General features: G+C 70.9%; 15 protein-coding genes. 7 read left to right on the plus strand and 8 right to left on the minus strand.

All coding sequences use genetic code 11. From position 1 onward, the window contains the following. Window positions 1-108 precede the first annotated feature (108 nt). The 5 genes from FL311_RS29125 (at window position 109) to clpA (ending at window position 5,065) form a co-directional block, all read left to right on the plus strand. The gene (locus tag FL311_RS29125) at window positions 109-681 is read left to right on the plus strand and encodes a DUF2378 family protein (RefSeq protein WP_141330158.1); all 573 of its coding nucleotides are present in this window, start codon (window positions 109-111) and stop codon (window positions 679-681) included. Between the two features lie 30 nt (window positions 682-711). After that, window positions 712-1,152: a hypothetical protein gene (locus tag FL311_RS29130; RefSeq protein WP_141330160.1), complete on the plus strand. Its 441-nt coding sequence runs from the start codon at window positions 712-714 to the stop codon at window positions 1,150-1,152. 72 nt (window positions 1,153-1,224) lie between these two features. Continuing rightward, on the plus strand, window positions 1,225-2,385 hold the full coding sequence (locus tag FL311_RS29135; RefSeq protein ID WP_141330162.1) for a GNAT family N-acetyltransferase: 1,161 nt from the start codon (window positions 1,225-1,227) through the stop codon (window positions 2,383-2,385). Window positions 2,386-2,428: 43 nt separating this feature from the next. Continuing rightward, window positions 2,429-2,752 carry an ATP-dependent Clp protease adaptor ClpS gene (locus FL311_RS29140; RefSeq protein WP_046715870.1) on the plus strand — a complete coding sequence of 108 codons (324 nt, stop codon included), beginning with the start codon at window positions 2,429-2,431 and terminating at the stop codon, window positions 2,750-2,752. Window positions 2,753-2,755: 3 nt separating this feature from the next. Continuing rightward, window positions 2,756-5,065, plus strand: coding sequence for an ATP-dependent Clp protease ATP-binding subunit ClpA (gene clpA / locus FL311_RS29145; protein ID WP_141330164.1), 2,310 nt, complete (start codon window positions 2,756-2,758; stop codon window positions 5,063-5,065). An 85-nt stretch (window positions 5,066-5,150) separates the two neighbouring features. On the opposite strand, the gene FL311_RS29150 is transcribed toward clpA, so the two are convergent. From FL311_RS29150 to fabI, 8 genes are all read right to left on the minus strand, one after another. Continuing rightward, window positions 5,151-6,767 carry a methyl-accepting chemotaxis protein gene (locus FL311_RS29150; RefSeq protein WP_141330166.1) on the minus strand — a complete coding sequence of 539 codons (1,617 nt, stop codon included), beginning with the start codon at window positions 6,765-6,767 and terminating at the stop codon, window positions 5,151-5,153. Window positions 6,768-6,879: 112 nt separating this feature from the next. Next, entirely contained in the window at window positions 6,880-7,950 is a 1,071-nt protein-coding gene (locus FL311_RS29155; protein ID WP_141330168.1) for a chemotaxis protein CheB, read from the minus strand. Further along, window positions 7,947-10,109 carry a response regulator gene (locus FL311_RS29160; protein ID WP_141330170.1) on the minus strand — a complete coding sequence of 721 codons (2,163 nt, stop codon included), beginning with the start codon at window positions 10,107-10,109 and terminating at the stop codon, window positions 7,947-7,949. Before FL311_RS29160 ends, FL311_RS29155 begins: the two co-directional genes overlap by 4 nt. After that, window positions 10,099-10,644 carry a chemotaxis protein CheW gene (locus FL311_RS29165; protein ID WP_141330172.1) on the minus strand — a complete coding sequence of 182 codons (546 nt, stop codon included), beginning with the start codon at window positions 10,642-10,644 and terminating at the stop codon, window positions 10,099-10,101. The genes FL311_RS29160 and FL311_RS29165 overlap by 11 nt, the downstream gene beginning before the upstream one ends. Beyond that, window positions 10,641-11,873 carry a protein-glutamate O-methyltransferase CheR gene (locus FL311_RS29170; RefSeq protein ID WP_141330174.1) on the minus strand — a complete coding sequence of 411 codons (1,233 nt, stop codon included), beginning with the start codon at window positions 11,871-11,873 and terminating at the stop codon, window positions 10,641-10,643. The genes FL311_RS29165 and FL311_RS29170 overlap by 4 nt, the downstream gene beginning before the upstream one ends. Continuing rightward, window positions 11,870-12,736: a response regulator gene (locus FL311_RS29175; RefSeq protein WP_141330176.1), complete on the minus strand. Its 867-nt coding sequence runs from the start codon at window positions 12,734-12,736 to the stop codon at window positions 11,870-11,872. The genes FL311_RS29170 and FL311_RS29175 overlap by 4 nt, the downstream gene beginning before the upstream one ends. A gap of 4 nt (window positions 12,737-12,740) precedes the next feature. Continuing rightward, complete coding sequence (locus tag FL311_RS29180; protein ID WP_141330178.1) at window positions 12,741-13,127, minus strand: response regulator; 387 nt, start codon at window positions 13,125-13,127, stop codon at window positions 12,741-12,743. A 164-nt stretch (window positions 13,128-13,291) separates the two neighbouring features. Then, window positions 13,292-14,122 (minus strand): enoyl-ACP reductase FabI, encoded by an 831-nt coding sequence (gene fabI, locus FL311_RS29185; protein ID WP_141330180.1) that lies wholly within the window; start codon window positions 14,120-14,122, stop codon window positions 13,292-13,294. A 255-nt stretch (window positions 14,123-14,377) separates the two neighbouring features. Between fabI and FL311_RS29190 the strand changes: the two genes are divergently transcribed. Continuing rightward, window positions 14,378-17,272, plus strand: coding sequence for a 2-oxoglutarate dehydrogenase E1 component (locus FL311_RS29190; protein WP_141330182.1), 2,895 nt, complete (start codon window positions 14,378-14,380; stop codon window positions 17,270-17,272). After that, window positions 17,262-17,779, plus strand: a 518-nt coding sequence (locus tag FL311_RS29195) for a biotin/lipoyl-containing protein (RefSeq protein ID WP_194869408.1), incomplete at its 3' end; no start/stop codon positions are given. The genes FL311_RS29190 and FL311_RS29195, both read left to right, overlap by 11 nt.

A 17,779-nucleotide genomic window follows, 5' to 3' on the forward strand; every position in this document is an offset into this window, starting at 1 on the left:
ACCCCGTCCACCCGCCCTCTCAACCGGGAATAAAAGAACAGCCGGAATTCGCTGCGGAACCTGAAACAATCTATGGTGGGAGGACCTCTGCACCCCGGTGAGCCGTACATGGCCTCGAGTCCGCTGCGTCGCTCCGTCGAGTCAACCGCGCCCGCCGCCCCGCGCATCCCCGCGAGCGTGCTGGAGGGGCTGTTCGTCCGAGGGCTGAAGGTCTCCGGGCGGCTGGTGGAGGAGCTGGAGGCGCTGGGCTACGACATCAAGCGGCCGGAGGTGGACTATCCGGTGGAGGTCTTCCAGCGCGCGGTGCTGCTGGCGAGGCGGGAGGTCTTTGGCGAGCTGATGGACGAGGAGGCGTACCGTCGGGTGGGCCGCACGCTCGTGGACGGCTTCGCCTCCACGCTGGTCGGCCGGGTGGCGGCGGTGGCCCTGCCCATGATTGGCCCCGCGCGCGCGGCGGAGCGCATCCCCCGCTACCTGGCGCTGATGGGGCGCACGGACATCGACGTCACCATGACGCCCGTGGGTGAGCGGGGCCGGCGCATCGTCTTCACGGACCGCTACAACCGCCCGGACCTGATGGCCGGCGGCCTGGAGCGGATGATGGAGCTGGCGAACGCCCAGCCGCGAATCACGGTGGAGGAGCGCAACGCCGAGGGCTACCGTCTGCTCGTCCGCTGGTAACCCGGGCCCGCACCGGGCCCTGGAGTGCGCATGTCCTACCCTCCCCGACTCGCCCACCTCGCCACCCGCGCCGTCGTGGTCGCGAAGCTGGTGCCCACCTATGCCCAGGCGCACCGACTCGACGAGGAGGAGGCCGCGCAGCGGCTGACGTCCGCGATGTCCGGGCGGATGCTCGCGTCGCTGCTGGACGCGGCGTGGACCGCGATGCGCGGCAAGACGAAGCGGCTCACGGATGACGGGCTGTTGGAGAAGGTCGCCGGCACCCTATCGGAGCGCCCGCTGCGCCCGGGCCGCGTGGCGGAGGTGACGCCCGCCTGGAGCGCCTTCCTGGTGCTGACGGACCTGGAGGCGGGCACCGCCAGCGACGCGGCCCGCCGGGTGATGGAGTCCGAGGAGGGACGTCGACGGGGCGACGAGGGCATGGCCGAAGCGGGCCGCTTCCTTGCCGCCGAATTGACACGCGGCAAGTAGGGGCCGGCCGGCCGTGGCATGAGGGGGCCCGCGTCGTTATAGGCTGGCCCCACGCTCCACCGTGCGCCGCCGATGTCCACCCCGCTGCCCACCACCCTGCGCATCCTGCCCTCCATCCACGAGGTCCCCGCCTCCCTCTGGGACGGGCTCGTGGACGAGGCGGCCCTGCCCTTCCTGGAGTGGACCTTCCTCGCGGCGCTCGAGGACAGCGGCAGCGCGGTGCCCGAGCGCGGCTGGCACCCCCGCCACCTGACCTTGTGGCGCGGCTCCCGGCTGGTAGCCGCCGCGCCCGCCTATCTCAAGGACGACAGCCAGGGCGAGTTCATCTTCGACGCGCCGTGGGCCACCGCCTCCGAGCGCGCGGGCCTGCGCTACTACCCGAAGCTGGTGCTCACCGTGCCCTTCACGCCCGCCACCGGCCGGCGCGTCCTGGTGGCCCCCGGCGAGGACCGCGCCGCACGGGAGGCGGAGCTGTACCAGGGGGCGCTGGAGTTCGCGCGCGCCGAGCAGCTCTCCGGCATCCACGTCCTGTTCCCCACCCAGGAGGAGCTGCCCACGCTGGAGGCCCAGGGCTACGCGCTGCGGCTGGGCGTGCAGTACCAGTGGGACAACGCCGGCTACCGGACGATGGAGGACTTTCTCGCCCGCTTCCACTCCAAGCGCCGCAACCAGGTGCGCCGGGAGCTGCGCGCGCCCGCCGAGCAGGGCCTCGAGCTGAAGACGCTGCGCGGCGACGCGCTGTGCGAGGTGGACGTGGACACGCTCCACCGGCTGTACGCCTCCACCGTGGACAAGTATCCATGGGGCGCGCGCCTGCTCACCCGCGACTTCTTCGCGCGGATGCTCTCCGGCTTCCGTCACCGCTGCGAGCTGGTGGAGGCCCGGCGGGAAGGCCGGCTGGTGGCCGGCGCGTTCAACTTCAGGGCGCCCCAGGTCCTGTACGGGCGTTATTGGGGGTGTTTCGAGGAGCACCCCTTCCTGCACTTCAACGTGTGCCTCTACCACCCGGTGGCCGAGGCCATCGCCCAGGGGCTGACACGCTTCGAGCCGGGCGCGGGCGGCGAGCACAAGCTCACGCGGGGCTTCGAGCCGCGCCTCACGTACAGTGCCCACCTCTTGCTCCACCCGGGGCTGGACCGGGCGGTGCGCGGCTTCCTGGAGCACGAGCGGGCAGCCGTCCAGGGCGGGCTGCCGCAGTGGCGGGCGGAGACAGGTTTCAAGGGAGTGGCCTGAAACGGCGCGCTTCCCAGGTCATCAGAGGGAGTCGGACAGGAATATGGCGCAGAAGCATGACAACGACGGCTCCGTCGCCACGGAGACCGCCCCCAAGCAGAAGCTCAAGAAGCCGACCCTCTACAAGGTGCTTCTGCACAACGACAACTACACGACGCGTGAGTTCGTGGTGGCCGTCCTCAAGGAGGTCTTCCACAAGTCGGAGTCGGATGCCGTGCAGATCATGCTGCACGTCCATTACAACGGAGTCGGAGTGGCCGGCGTCTATACGTTCGAGGTCGCCGAGACGAAGCTCAAGACGGTGGAGGCCGCGGCCCAGGACAATGGGTTCCCGCTGCGGTTGTCCATGGAACCCGAGGAAGGTTGAACCGTGGCAGGACCGCTGATTGCCAAAGAATTGCAGGCCAGCTTCCGCACCGCCCTGGAAGAGGCGCGGAAGATGGGCCACGAGTACCTGACGCTGGAGCACCTGCTCCTGGCGCTCACCAAGGACTCGCGCACCCGGGAGGTCCTCAAGGCGTGTGGGGCCAACGTCAAGCGCCTTCAAGAGAGGCTCGTCTCCTTCCTGGAGGAGACGGTCGAACGGCTGCCCGAGGACGCGGAGGCCGACCCCCAGCAGACCATCGGCGTGGAGCGGGTGCTCCACCGCGCCGCCATGCACGCCCTGTCCGCCGAGCAGAAGCTCATCGACGGCGGCGACGTGCTGGTGGCCCTCTTCCGCGAGGAGGAGAGCCACGCGCTCTACCTGCTCCAGCAGGAGGGCGTCACCCGGTTGGATTTGCTCAACTACATCTCCCACGGCATCTCCAAGGATGAGGCGGGCGAGGGCGAGGAGGGCGCCGCCAACGGGCACGCGCCCGCGGGGGATGACGACGAGGAGGGTGAGTCCCCGCGCAAGAGCCCGCTGGAGACGTACACCACGCAGCTCAACATCGAGGCCAAGGAGGGGCGCATCGACCCGCTCATCGGCCGCGACAAGGAGCTGGAGCGCACCATCCAGGTGCTCTGCCGCCGCCGCAAGAACAACCCGCTCTACGTGGGTGAGGCGGGCGTGGGCAAGACGGCCATCGCCGAGGGCCTGGCGCTCTACATCCACGAGGGCCGCGTCCCGGAGCCGCTGAAGAACGCCATCGTCTACTCGCTGGACATGGGCTCCTTGCTCGCGGGCACCAAGTTCCGCGGCCAGTTCGAGGAGCGGCTCAAGGGCGTGCTCAAGGCGCTCCAGGAGCAGCCGGAGGCCATCCTCTTCATCGACGAGATCCACACGATTGTCGGCGCGGGCGCCACCAGCGGCGGCTCCATGGATGCGTCCAACATCCTCAAGCCGGCGCTCGCCAGCGGGAAGCTGCGCTGCATCGGCTCGACGACGTACCAGGAGTTCAAGTCCTCCTTCGAGAAGGACCGCGCGCTGTCGCGGCGCTTCCAGAAGATTGAAGTCGCCGAGCCCTCCGTCGAGGACACCGTCCTCATCCTGGAGGGGCTCAAGAGCCGCTACGAGGAGCACCACGGCGTGAAGTACACGCCGGAGGCGATTCGCGCGGCGGCGGAGCTGGCGGCCAAGCACATCAATGACCGGTTCCTGCCGGACAAGGCCATCGACGTCATCGACGAGACGGGCGCGGCGGAGAAGCTCAAGCCGGAGGGTGCGCGCACCAACACCGTCACCGGCGCGGACGTGGAGGCCGTCGTCGCCAAGATGGCGAAGATTCCCGCCAAGAGCGTGTCCGCGAGCGAAGGCGTCCAGCTCCAAAATCTAGAGAAGGAGCTGCAGGCGGTCATCTTCGGGCAGGACGGGGCCATCAAGGACCTGGTCAGCGCCATCAAGCTGGCGCGCTCGGGCCTGCGCGCGCCGGAGAAGCCCATCGGCTCGTTCCTCTTCTCGGGCCCCACGGGCGTGGGCAAGACGGAGCTGGCCAAGCAGTTGGCGCAGACATTGGGCGTGGAGTTCCTGCGCTACGACATGAGCGAGTACTCGGAGAAACACACGGTGAGCCGGCTCATCGGCGCGCCGCCGGGCTACGTCGGCTTCGACCAGGGCGGCCTGCTCACGGACGCGGTGCGCAAGCACCCGTACGCCGTGGTGGTGCTGGATGAAATCGAGAAGGCCCACCCGGACCTCTTCAACATCCTGCTCCAGGTGATGGACCACGCGACGCTGACGGACAACAACGGTCGCAAGGCCGACTTCCGCAACATCGTCCTCATCCTCACCACCAACGCGGGTGCCCAGGAGATGAGCACCAAGTCCATCGGCTTCGGCGACCTCGCGAAGCCCGCGGACGCGACGCGCGCGAAGAAGGCGATTGAGCGCACCTTCACGCCGGAGTTCCGCAACCGGCTGGACGGGTGGATCCTGTTCTCCGGCCTGCCGCCTGAAATCATCCTCAAGGTGGTGGACAAGGAGGTCCGCCTCCTCCAGAAGATGCTCGAGGAGCGCAAGGTGAAGCTGGAGCTGACGGCCGCCGCGCGCGCGTGGCTGGCCGAGCGTGGGTATGACCCGGCCTTCGGTGCCCGGCCCATGGCCCGCCTCGTGGACAACTCGCTCAAGAAGCCGCTCGCCGAGGCGCTGCTCTTCGGTGAGCTGAAGAACGGCGGCACCGCCCGCTACGACGTGGACAAGGGCGGCGACAAGCTGGACCTCCAGACGACCGCCGCCCCCGCCGAGCCCGTGCCGGCGTAGCGCCGCGCGAGCAAGGCCCTCGAAACGAACGAGGCCCCGATTCCCACCGTGGGAGTCGGGGCCTCTGACGTTTCCAGCAGCCGCGCTACTCGACGCGGTAGATCTTCACCGCGCTGGAGAGCTGCTCGGAGATGATTTGCAGCGTGGTGGCGGCCTCGCCGGTGGAGCCGATGCGGGCCACCGTCTCGTCCATCATCTTGGAGAGGTCGTTCACCGCGAGGGTGATTTGGTTGATGCCCACGTTCTGCTGGGACACCGCGGCGGCAATCTGACGGACGGCGGCGGCGTTGTCCTGGACGATGGAGGACAGCTCGCGCAGGTTCTGCCCGCTGGTGCGCACCTGGGCCAGGCCCGCCTCCATGCGCTCGGCGCCGCGCTCGGTGATTCGCACCGCGGCCGTCACCGAGTTGGCGATGTCGTCGAGCAGCTCCCGCACCCGCGTCGTCGCCTGGATGGACTGGTCCGCCAGCGCGCGAATCTCGCGCGCCACCACGCCGAAGCCCTTGCCGTGCTCGCCCGAGCGCACCGATTCAATCGCCGCGTTGAGCGCGAGCATGTTGGACTGGTCGGCCAGGTCCTTCACCGTCTGGGTGATGCCGCCAATCTGCTGCGTGCGCTCGCCCAGCTCGAGAATCTTCTGGGCAATCTCGCCCACCTGGACGCGGATGTCGTTGAGGCCCGCCATCGTCTGTTCAATCGACGCCTCGCCCGCGCGCGCCAGGGCGTCCGCGCGCTCGGCGACAGACAGCACGCTCTCCGCCTTCTGCGCGGCGAGCATGGAGGTCTGCTTGATTTCCTGCGCGGTGACCTGCGTCTCCTGGAGCGCGGCGGCCTGCCGGGAGATGGTCTGCGCCTGGTCCGTGGAGGACGTGTTGAGGTGCTCGGTGGACTGCGTCAGCGCCTGCGCGGCCTGCTGGAGGTTGAGCGTCACCTCGCGCAGCCGGGCCACCATCTGCGCGAAGGAGTTGGCCAGCCGGCCCACCTCGTCGCCGCTCTTGGCGTGGATGGGGCGCGTCAGGTCGCCGGACTCGACGATGTGGCCGGCGACCTCCGTCAGCTCGCGCATGGGACGCACGATGCTGCGCCCGAAGGCCGCCGCCACCGCCACGCCCAGCGCCACCAGCAACAGCGCGAAGCCCATCATCCGCCAGCGCAGCGCGGACACCAGGTCGTCGATGTGGTCGCGGGAGATGCCCACGTGCACCGTGCCCAGCCGGCCACCGGCCACGGGCGCCGCCACGTTGGAGGCGTGCAGCGTGCGGCCCTCGGTCTCGAACTCGAGCACCTCGCCCCAGCCGGTCTCCTCGCTCACCTCGCCCTGCGCCACCGCGGACGCCTTGAGCGACTCCGGGAAGCTGCCCGCCAGGCTGTGCGCCACCACGTTGCCGCCCGCGTCCGAGATGAAGACGTAGGCGACGTCCTCGCTGGTGCGCGAGACGTCCAGCAGGGGCTGGAGCGTGGTGAGGCCCATCTTCGCGCCCTGCTCCGCGGCCACCGCGAGGCTGCGGGCGAGCAGCTGGCCCTCGCCCATGTGACTGGAGACGAGGTCCGCCTCCAGCCGCCGCGTGGCGATACCGGTGAGGATGGCGGCCACCGTCGCGCTGACGAGCGTGGTGACGAGGACGAGCTTCGGCGCCAGTCCCAGCGACTGACGGAACTGCTGGCCGAGCTGCGTGGTGAACGAGGTCTGTTCGGTGCTCACGGCATCACCACCCGGAAGACGTCGGGACGACACCCGCGAGGGCGCGGGGTGAATACAAACGACTCGGGACTACCAGCAAGCGGCCCGCGACGAACAGGGGGCACTGACGGGCTCATCGTCCCACCCCACCCTCTCCGCGCCCACCGGCCCGGAAGTTGGGGGGGATGCAGCTCTGGAGGATGAGCTCCGGCACCGAGGCCAGGGGCACGCCCTGGTCCGTGGCGTGGATCTCCAGCGCCGCGCGGGGCATGCCGTAGACCACGGAGGTGGCCTCGTCCTGGGAGAAGGTGACACCGCCGGCCTTGCGGATGGCCAGCAGCCCGCGCGCGCCGTCCTCGCCCATGCCGGTGAGCACCACCCCGCCGCTGCGTCGACCGAACGACGCCGCGAGCGACGACAGCAGCACGTCCCCGTTGGGGCACGGACCGCCCTTGCTGCGCTGCAGCCGCGCCAGCCCCGCCGGGTCCACCAGCAGGTCGTGCCCGTCCAGCGGGAAGTACACGCGGCCGGGCTCCAGCCGCTCGCCGTCCCGCGCCACGTCCACCGTCAGCGGCGTCACCTGCGACAGCCAGCGCACCATGCCCTGCGTGAAGCCCACGGTGATGTGCTGAGCGATGAGCAGCGGGACGGGCAAATCCTTGGGCAGCTTGGAGAGCAGCTCCGCCAGCGCGGGTGGGCCGCCAGTGGAGGCCACCACGCCGAAGACGTCCACGCGCGCGCCGATGGGCGGCGGCGTCACCACGTTGGCGCGCTGGCGCCGGGAGATGACCGGCACCTCCGCCATCAGGCACACCGAGTGGGCCAGGTCGCGCCCCCACCGGCGCAGCTCCTCCACGTTGGTGACGTTGGGCTTGCCGATGAGCTCCAGCGCGCCGGCGCTCATCGCCTGGAAGCCCAGGTCCACGCCGCGCTGCTCGGCCACCGCGCTCACCACCAGCACCCGCGCGGGGGCCTGGGACATGATGGCCGTAATCGCGCTGGGGCCGTCCAGGCCCGGCAAGAGCAGGTCCATGGTGATGACGTCCGGGCGCAGCAGGCGCGCCAGTTGCACGGCGCGGTTGCCGTCCCCGGCGCGGCCGACGACCTCGATGCGAGGGTCCTCGGTGAGCAGGGCCGTCAGTGTGTTCGCCATGGTGGGCGAGTCGTCCACCACGAGCACCCGGATGGGGCGTCGGTTGTTCACGCGCGCGCTCCCCTGCGGCTCATGACGTCGAGCACCTCGGCGAGCAGGCGGCCCGCGGCGCACTCGCGCTTGCTCAGGTAGCCATCCGCGCCCGCCGCCAGGCCCCGCTCCCGCGCCGCCGCGCTGTCATGCGCGGAGACGAGGATGACCGGCAGCGACGCCGTCTCCCGCTTCTCCCGCAGACGGGCGATGAGCTGGGTGCCGTCCATCTCCTCCATGTCCAGGTCGCAGATGACGACGTCGTAGGTGTCCGTCGCCAGCCGGTCCAGCGCGCGGGCGCCGCTGGCCGCCAGGTGCACGCTGAAGCCGCCCGCCTCCAGCATGGCCCGGTGCAGCGCGCGCGCGGTGAGCGAGTCGTCCACCACCAGCGCCCGGCGCTGCGCCGTCACCTGCGTCTGGCCCGACTCCGTCACCAGCCAGTCCGGCCGGCAGATGAGGAGCAGCTCGCCTCGGCTCAGCGTCGCCGCGCCCTGCCACGCCGGCACGTCGCGGACCTCGGAGGGCAGCGGCCGGATGACCAGGTCGCGGTCCCCCACCACCGCGTCCACGCCCAGCGCCACGCGCTTGCCTCCGCTCTGCACGATGAGCAGCGGCTGGCCTTCCGCGGGCGGCGCCAGCGCGCGCAGGCCCAGCCTGGCGCCCAGGTCCACCACCGGCAACAGCTGCCCCTGGTACTCCAGATGCGCCTTGCGCTTGCCCAGCCGCAGCGAGTCCGCGCGCGCCAGCTGCGTGGCCTCCACCGCGAGCATCGGCAGGCCCACCAGCTGCTCCAGCGCGCGCACCACCAACACGGGCGAGCTGCCCAGGTCCACCGGCAGCGTCATCACGAAGCGCGTGCCCTGGCCCGGGGTGCTGTTCACCTCGATGCGGCCCTGCAGGCCCTCCACCGACGCGCGCACCGCGTCCAGGCCCACGCCCCGACCCGACGTGTCCGTCACGTCCGAGCGCGTGCTGAAGCCCGGCCGGAAGATGAGGTCACGCAGCTGGTTCTCGTTGAGCCGCTCCGCCTCGTCGGAGGCGATGACACCGCGCGACTCGGCCACCTTGCGCACCCGCGTCACGTCGATGCCCGCGCCGTCGTCCGCGCACTCGAGGAAGAGCAGGTTGCCCTGCTGCTCCACGCGCAGCGTGAGCGCGCCCTCGTGGTGCTTGCCCGCCTTCTCGCGCTCGGACGGCATCTCCAGCCCGTGGTCCACGGCGTTGCGCAAGAGGTGCACCAGCGCGCCCTGGAGCTTCTCCAGGAGGCGCCGGTCCAAGGACAGCTCCGAGCCCACCACCGACAGCCGCGCCTCCTTGCCCAGCTGGCGCGACAAGTCACGCACCATGCGCTGCAGCGGGTCCAGGATGGTGCGCACCGGGCGCGTGGTGATGGCCTTGAGGCCCTCCTCCAGCGCGTCGACGATGTCGCTCGTCTCCTCGCCATCGGTGCGCAGCGAGCGCGACGTGCCGGCCAGCAGCGTGCGCGCCTCGGCCGTCTCCGCCAGCAGGCCCTGCTTGGCCAGCACCGTCACCACGCGGTCCAGCTCGCGGCCGCGCTCCTCCACGCGCAGCCGCACCTCGCGCAGCCGCTCCACCTCGCGCATCAGCGCCGTCACCTGCCGCACGCTGACGCGCCAGCCCGTGTCCGCGGACTCCGCCTGCGGGTCCTGCTGGGCCGACAGCTCCTGGGCCCCGGCGTCCTCCGAGGCGCCGTTCGTCTCCGGCTCCGCGGCGCCGTTCGAGCCCGCGGCCACCTGCGCGCCCACCGACTCCGGCGCGGGGCCGTCCGCCACCAGCTGCGCCAGCGCGGCGGCCGGGTCCGGCAGCGAGTCCCCGCGTCCATCCGCGTGCGCCTGGGCGCGAAGCATGAACAGGTCCAGGCCGTGCAGCAGCACGTCCACCACGGACCGAGGCATCTTCTGCGTGGTGGCCTTCAGCGGCGCGAGCGCGTCCTCCAGCTTGTGCGCGATGTCGCCCAGGTCCTGCAGGCCCAGGCTGGACGCGCTGCCCTTGAGGGTGTGCAGGTGCCGGCCCAGCCGGACGTAGAGCTTCGCGAGCGCGCCCGAGTCCAGGCCCTCGCGCTCCAGCTCCAGCAGGTCCATGGTGACCTTCTGGATGACCTCCTGGGCCTCGACGGCGAACCCCGTGACGAGTCCCTGCAGCATCGGGTCAACGGGCATTGCGTCCTCCCGTCGAGCGGGTGGTGAACAGGCGCTTGAGGTCGATGAGGTGGATGAGCTGCCGGTCCTGGGTGAAGACCTCCATCACCGGCCCCTCGGCCCGCACGCGCGCGGCCTCCACCGCGCTCGCCGGCAGCGTGGTGGGGCGCGGAATGGCCTCGCAGTCCAGCGCGCACAGCTCGCCGTCGCCGCGGTCCACCACCAGCAGAACCGCCGGGTCCTGCCGCCAGCCGTGCCCGCCCAGCATGGACGCCAGGCTCAGCGCGGAGAGCACCTGGCCCTGGAAGCGCAGCACGCCCACCACATGCGGCGAGGACAGCGGCACCGGCGTCACCATCCGCAGGGGCAGCGCCGCGCGCAGCATCTCCAGCGACAGCGCGTAGCGCTCCTCGCCCAGTGGGAACTCGGCGATCCAGTGGACCGCCTCCTCCACCGTCGTCTCGGCCTGCTCGCGCAGACGCGAGGCGCGCCGCTCGAGCAGCTCGACGGCCTCCTGCTCCTGGGCCTCCTCCATGCTTCTGGGAAGGATTTTCATTCGAGGGCCCCTTGATTGAGGTAGGCGTCAGCGGACGCCTGATAGAACCGCGCCGGCAGGGCCTCGGGCCCGTCCACGAGGTGGTCCGGCGCGAGCCGCTCCGCGCGCACCCGCAGCGCGCGCATCAGCGGCACCGCCGCCTCGCGCGCCCCGGTGCGCTCCCGCAGCAGCGCGAGCTCGAGCAGCCCCGGCAGGTAGTCGGGAGCCTGACGCACCAGCGACTCCAGCACCGCCGCCGCGCCCTCCACGTCGCCCTCCTCGATGCGCTCCAGCGCCTCCAGGTGCAGCCGGGACGGCGGGGGCGGCGGCGTCACCCGCGCGGGCACCACCGGCACCGGCGTCGCCTTGGGCTTGCGCAGCAGCGGCGCGGGCGGCTCGGCGCGCTCCACCGGGCGCGGCGCGGGCACGGGCGTGCTCAGCTCACCGGGCGCCAGCATGCGGAAGGTCTGCAGCTCCGGCGGCCCCTCGCGCACCATGCCGGGCGGCACCCGGTCCGCCTCCACCGCGCCCAGGAACAGGAAGCCGCCGGGATTGAGCGCCCGCGTCAAGAGCGAGATGGCCTGCTCGCGCGCGGCCGGGGAGAAGTACGTGAGCACGTTGCGGCAGAGGATGAAGTCGAAGCGGCCGAAGCGCTCGGGCAAGGGCGCCAGCAGGTTCCCCTGCGCGAAGGTGGTGATGCGGCGCACGACGGGGAGGATGGTGACCTGCCGCTCCGGCGCATCCAGGTAGAGCGGGAACAGCCGCGGCGCCGACTCGCGACGCGACCAGGTGCCGTAGGACGCGCGCCGCGCCGTCTCCAGGCTGGCCTCGTGCAGGTCCGTGCCCAGCACCTCCACCGGGAAGCCGTGCGGCACCGACGCCAGCAGCGCCGCCGCCAGCGAGTAGGCCTCCTCGCCCGTGGCGCAGCCCGCGCTCCAGCCGCGCAGCGCGAGCGCGCCCTTGCGCAGCGCCGCGGGCACGCCCACCTGCGAGATGTAGCGGAAGTGCTCGGGCTGCCGGAAGAAGTACGTCTCCCCCACCAGCGCCGCGCGCACCAGCGTCCCGGACAAGGGCGACTGGGGGAAGAGCATCTCCCCCAGGAGGTCCGCCGACGAGCGCCCGCGCGCGAGCTCCCCGCGCACCACGCGCTCCATGGCCTCGGAGGCGATGGCGTCGTCGCGGAAGCCGGTGATGGAGGACACCACTTCCCGCGCTCGGGTCAGCAGCCGCGGGTCGAGCTCTGCGCTCATGCGCTCCGCCTGGCCTCCGCGGCCTCCACCATCTTGGGCAGGTCCTGCAACAGGCCCCGCGCCACGAACACCCGCGGATCCAGGATGGGCAGCAGGTGCCCCCCGGCGCGCAACATCCCGATGAGCCCCTCGCGCAGCGGACCATGGTCCGTGCCGCCCACGCGCTCGCGCCGGTCGATGTCCGCCGCCGCGTACTCCTCCGGGTCCTTCACCGTGTCCACCGCGAGCGCCAGCGCCACCCCGTCCACCTGGATGACCACCAGCATCCGCTCCACGCGCGGCAGCGAGTGCTCCACGCTCAGGCGACGCGCCACGTCCAGCACGCACAGCGCCTCGCCGCGCACCTCCACGTATTCGCGCAGGTACGAGGGCGCCGTGGGCAACGGCCGCGTCGCCGGGTGCAGGAGCACCTCTCGCACCGCGTCCAGCGGCACCGCGAACTCCAGCGTGCCCACCGTCACCCGCAGCACCAGCAGCGAGCCGGTGCGCGCGCGGCGGCGCGAGTTGGCCAGCGCCTCCCCCACCGCGTGCAGGAGCTCATCCGCGCGGAAGGGCTTGGCCAGGAACGTCTCCGCGCCCAACCCCAGACACGCCTCCGCGCGCGACTTCTCCGAGGAGATGATGATGACCGGGATGTCCGACGTGGCCGGGTCCGCCTTCATCCGCTGGAGGACCTCGTCGCCGTCCATCTCCGGCATCGACAGGTCCAGCAGCACCGCGGCGGGCCTGAGGCGGGAGACCTTCTCCAGCGCCTCGCGGCCGTTGCTCGCGGTGTGGATGGTGTAGTGGCCGGAGAGGATGGCGCGCTCGAGCGCCAGGATGGCGTCGCTGTCGTCGACGAGCAGCAGGGACGGCAGGCTCACGGCATCAAGCCTTGGTCAAGAACTGACGGACGGTCTCCGTCAGCTCGTGGTGGGAGACCGGCTTCTGGATGAACGCGTTGGCGCCCGCCTCCGTGCCCCGCTGGCGCAGGGCCACGTCCTTCTCCGCCGTCAGCAGCAGGATGGGCACGGTGCGCAGCTGCGCGTTCTTGCTGGCCCGGACCTCCTTGACGAAGGTGATGCCATCCATCCCGGGCATGTTGATGTCCGCGATGACCAGATTCACCGGGACGAGTTTGAGGAGTTGCAGCGCACGAGATGCATCTTCCGCCTCCACCGTCCCTACCTTGAGGTTCATGAGGTAGATCTTGACGATGTTCCGAACGGTCGGGCTGTCGTCCACCAGCAAGATGTTGGTGCTGTTGGTGCTCACGGTGCCACGGCTCCTGCGCAGGGGTTGGGCCAATGCGGCCGTCCCCTGCGAAACGTTGGAGACTCTACCGTGAGCGCTCTCACGGGAGAAAGCGGGGGGACCTGTCCGCATTCACGGCGGGCGGGCAGGTGTCGGATGACCTCGACGCCGGGAGCGGGTGACGCCTACTCGCTCGGAGGCTTGGTGCCTGCGGGCTGGCCGCCCGCCACGGACTCCGGGGGCACCGGTGGCGCACCCACGGCGTGATAACCACCGTCCACGTGGATCATTTCGCCCGTGGTGGAGGGCAGCCAGTCCGACAGCAGGGCACACGCCGTCCTGGACACCATGTCGTGGCTGTCCTTGGCGCTCCAGCCCAGTGGGGCCTGGGTACCCCACCCCGCCTCCAGCGCCTTGAAGCCCGGGATGCCCTTGGCGGCCATGGTGGACAGGGGGCCCGCCGCCAGCGCGTTGACCCGGATGCCCTTGGGGCCCAGGTCCCTGGCCAGGTAGCGGACGGTGGACTCCAGCGCGGCCTTGCACACGCCCATCCAGTCGTAGATGGGCCACGCCACGCGGTTGTCGAAGTCCAGCGTGACGATGGAGCCGCCCGGCGGCATCAGCGGCGCGCACGCCACCGCGAGCTCCTTGAGGGAGAACGCGGAGATGCGGAACGCCGTCTGGACGCTCTCCCAGGGGGTGTTGAGGAAGTTGCCGCCCAGGGCGTCGTCCGGGGCGTAGGCGATGCCGTGGAGCACGCCGTCCACGCGGTCCCAGCGCTGCTTGAGCGACGCGGTGAGCGCCTTGAAGTGCTCGGGGTTGGTGACATCCAGCTCCAGCACCTCGATGCCCGGCTTGAGGCGCTTGGCGCTGCGCTCGGTGAGGGACTTGGCCCGGCCGAAGCCCGTCAGGAGGATTTCCGCGCCCTGGGCGAGCGCGTGCTCGGCGATGCCATAGGCGAGGGACTGGGGGGTGAGCACCCCGGTGATGAGCAGCTTCTTGCCCTGGAGCAGCATGTGAGGCGGCCTCGTGGGAGGGAGAAGGGGATGGGGGAGCGGGCTGTCTAGCACTCCTTTCGACCGAAACGGGACGAAACGGGTGCTGGGAGTCCCCGGGTGTCGGGCTGTTCCCAGGTGAAGCTGGGCTCAACAGCGGCATGACTTGGCCTGCTCCCCTGAACAGGCCCCTCCCCTGGGGTGCCGCCAGGGCCCAACAAAGACGCCTCGAAAAACCCCCAACGGGGCGGTCATCCAGTAAAAGACAACACCGCCATGGCGAACTTCCAGGACTCGTTCCTTTCCGGCGCCAACATCGACTTCATCGAGGGGCTCTACGCCCGCTACCTCGAGGACCCCGCCAGCGTGGATGCAAGCTGGCGAGAGATCTTCGAGCGAAACGATGGCGCCGGCCGTCCCATCTTCAGCACGAAGCTCTTGGAGGTGCCCGCGGCGGCCGTCGCGCCCGGCAAGGGCAACGGCAAGGCCGCGGGAGCCGCCCAGGCCCCCGCCGCCGCGCCGGCCGCGGCCGCCCCCGTCGCCGCCCAGAGCACCGCCCAGGCCCAGGCGCTGGAGCTGCAGTCCAAGGTGGACCAGGCGCTCTTCGCGTTCCGGCTGCGCGGCCACCTGCGCGCCGACCTGGATCCGCTCAACCGCCCGCGCCCCGCGCTCGCCCACGTGGCGGACGTGAGCATGGTGGATGACGGCCACTTCTCGCCCAAGGAGCGCGAGCAGGAAGTGGAGACGCACCACGTCTTCCCGCAGCAGAAGGTGAAGCTGGACGAGCTGCTCGCGCGCCTGCACCGCACGTACACGGGCAGCGTCGGCGTGGAGTTCATGCAGATCCTCGACAGCGAGCGCCGCCGCTGGCTGATGCAGCGGATGGAGCACAGCGAGAACCGCACCGCGTTCTCCGTGGAGGACCAGCGCCACATCCTCACGAAGCTGTCCTACGCGGAGGGCTTCGAGAACTTCCTGCACACCAAGTACGTGGGCGCCAAGCGCTTCAGCCTGGACGGCGGCGAGGCCCTCATCCCCATGCTGGACGCCATCGCCGAGGTGGGCAGCGGCCTGGGGCTGAAGGAGGTGGTCATCGGCATGGCCCACCGCGGCCGCCTCAACGTGCTGACCAACATCCTGGGCAAGCAGCCCGGGCAGATCTTCAGCGAGTTCGACGGCCCCAAGGACCCCCGGGCCTACCTGGGCCGCGGCGACGTGAAGTACCACATGGGCTTCTCGTCGGACCACACCACGCGCCAGGGCAAGAACGTGCACCTGTCGCTCGCGTTCAATCCCAGCCACCTGGAGGCCGTCAACCCGGTGGTCGAGGGCCGCGTGCGCGCCAAGCAGGAGCGCTTCGGCGACACCGAGCGCGTGGGCGTGATGCCCCTGCTCATCCACGGCGACGCGGCCTTCATGGGCCAGGGCGTCGTCGCGGAGACGCTCAACCTGTCGGGCCTCAAGGGCTACACGACGGGCGGCACGCTCCACGTCGTCATCAACAACCAGGTCGGCTTCACCACCGACCCCCACGACTCGCGCTCCTCCATCTACGCCACCGCCATCGCGCAGATGCTGGACATCCCCGTGTTCCACGTGAACGGCGATGACCCGGAGGCCTGCGTGCACGTGGCGCGGCTGGCGGCGGAGTACCGCCAGACGTTCCACAGCGACGTGGTCATCGACCTCATCTGCTACCGCCGCTACGGCCACAACGAGGGCGACGACCCCTCGTTCACCCAGCCGGCGATGTACGACATCATCCGCAAGCACCCGACGGTGCGCACGCGCTACGCGAAGGCGCTGGCGGACGGCAACCGCATCAGCGCGGAGGAGTCGGAGGCCATCAAGCAGCGCTGCCTGGCGGAGTTCGACGCGGCGCTGACCCGCGCGCGCCAGGAGAGCGAGTTCAAGGAGCCCAGCGCGCTGGAGGGCCTGTGGAAGGCCTACCAGGGCGGCTCGGTGAAGAACGCGCCCCAGGTGTCCACCGCCGTGGACAAGGCGAAGCTGCGCGACGCGCTCCAGCGGCTGTGCACGGTGCCCGAGGGCTTCCACGTGCACCGCGACGTGGAGCGCACCGTCATCAAGAAGCGCCTGGGCATGCTCGACAGCGAGGAGCTGCAGTGGAGCGAGGGTGAGTCGCTGGCGTACGCCACGCTGCTCTCCGAGGGCCACCCGGTGCGCCTGTCCGGCCAGGACTGCGAGCGCGGCACGTTCAGCCACCGCCACGCGGTGCTGCACGACGTGCAGACGGGCGCCAGGTACACGCCCCTGCAGCAGTTCTCCACCGGCCGCGCCAGCTTCCAGGTCGTCAACAGCGCCCTGTCGGAGATGGGCGTGCTCGGCTTCGAGTACGGCTACAGCCTGGACGTCCCGGACGGCCTCACCCTCTGGGAGGCCCAGTTCGGCGACTTCGCCAACGGCGCTCAAATCATCATCGACCAGTTCATCGCCGCCGCGGAGAGCAAGTGGCGCCGGCTGAGCGGAATCACGCTGCTGTTGCCACACAGCTACGAGGGCCAGGGCCCCGAGCACTCCAGCGCGCGCCTGGAGCGCTTCCTGGACCTGTCCGCCGAGGACAACATCCAGGTCTGCTACCCCACGACGCCCGCGCAGATCTTCCACCTCCTGCGCCGTCAGGTGGTGCGCCCGGTGCGCAAGCCCCTGGTCATCATGTCGCCCAAGAGCCTGCTGCGCCGGCCGGAGGCCACCAGCAAGGTGGACGAGCTGGCCACGGGCGGCTTCCAGGAGGTCATCCTGGACAGCGTGGCGCCCGCGGGCGTGACGCGGCTGCTCTTGTGCAGCGGCAAGGTGTACTACGACCTGGTGAAGGCGCGGAACGAGCGCAAGGACGACAGCATCGCCATCGTCCGGGTGGAGCAGCTCTACCCGTTCCCGGCGGACGAGCTGGCGAACCTGGTGGCGAAGCTGCCCAGGCTCGCGGAGGTCTACTGGGTGCAGGAGGAGCCCCGCAACGCGGGCGCGTGGCACTTCATGTTCCCGCGCCTGCATGACCTGGTGTCGTCGCGCTCGCAGCAACCCGTGAAGTTGGGCTACATCGGGCGCGCGGAGGCCGCCAGCCCCGCAACCGGCTTCCCGAAGACTCACGAAATCGAGCAGCAGCTCATCATCGAGGAAGCCATCTTCCGAGGGACCAAGAATGGCCGTTGAACTGAAAGTACCCCCCCTGGGCGAGTCCATCACCGAGGCCGTCGTCGGCAAGTGGAACAAGAAGCCGGGTGACGCGGTGTCCGCGGACGAGCCGCTCGTCGTCCTGGAGACCGACAAGGTCACCATCGACGTGCCCGCGCCCGCGGCCGGTTCCCTGGCGTCGGTCGCCTTCAAGGAAGGTGACAAGGTGCGCGTGGGCGACGTGCTCGGCCTCATCGAGGCCGGTGCCGGCGCTCCCGCCGCCAAGCCCGCGGCGGCCGCTGCCCCCGCCGCTCCGGCGGCCGCGCCCGTCGCCGCCGCGCCCGCGCAGGACGCCGCGTCCGACGCGCGCATCACCCCCACCGCCAGGAAGATGGCGGAGGAGAACAAGGTCGACGTCAGCCAGCTGAAGGGCAGCGGCGCCGGCGGCCGCATCACCAAGGAGGACGTGCTCGGTCAGCTCAACCGCCCGGCCGCGCCCTCCCAGCCCGCCGCCCCGGCCCAGCCCGCGGGCCCGCGCCCCAACGC

The organism is Myxococcus sp. AB025B (assembly GCF_006518215.1).
Taxonomy (GTDB): domain Bacteria; phylum Myxococcota; class Myxococcia; order Myxococcales; family Myxococcaceae; genus Myxococcus; species Myxococcus fulvus.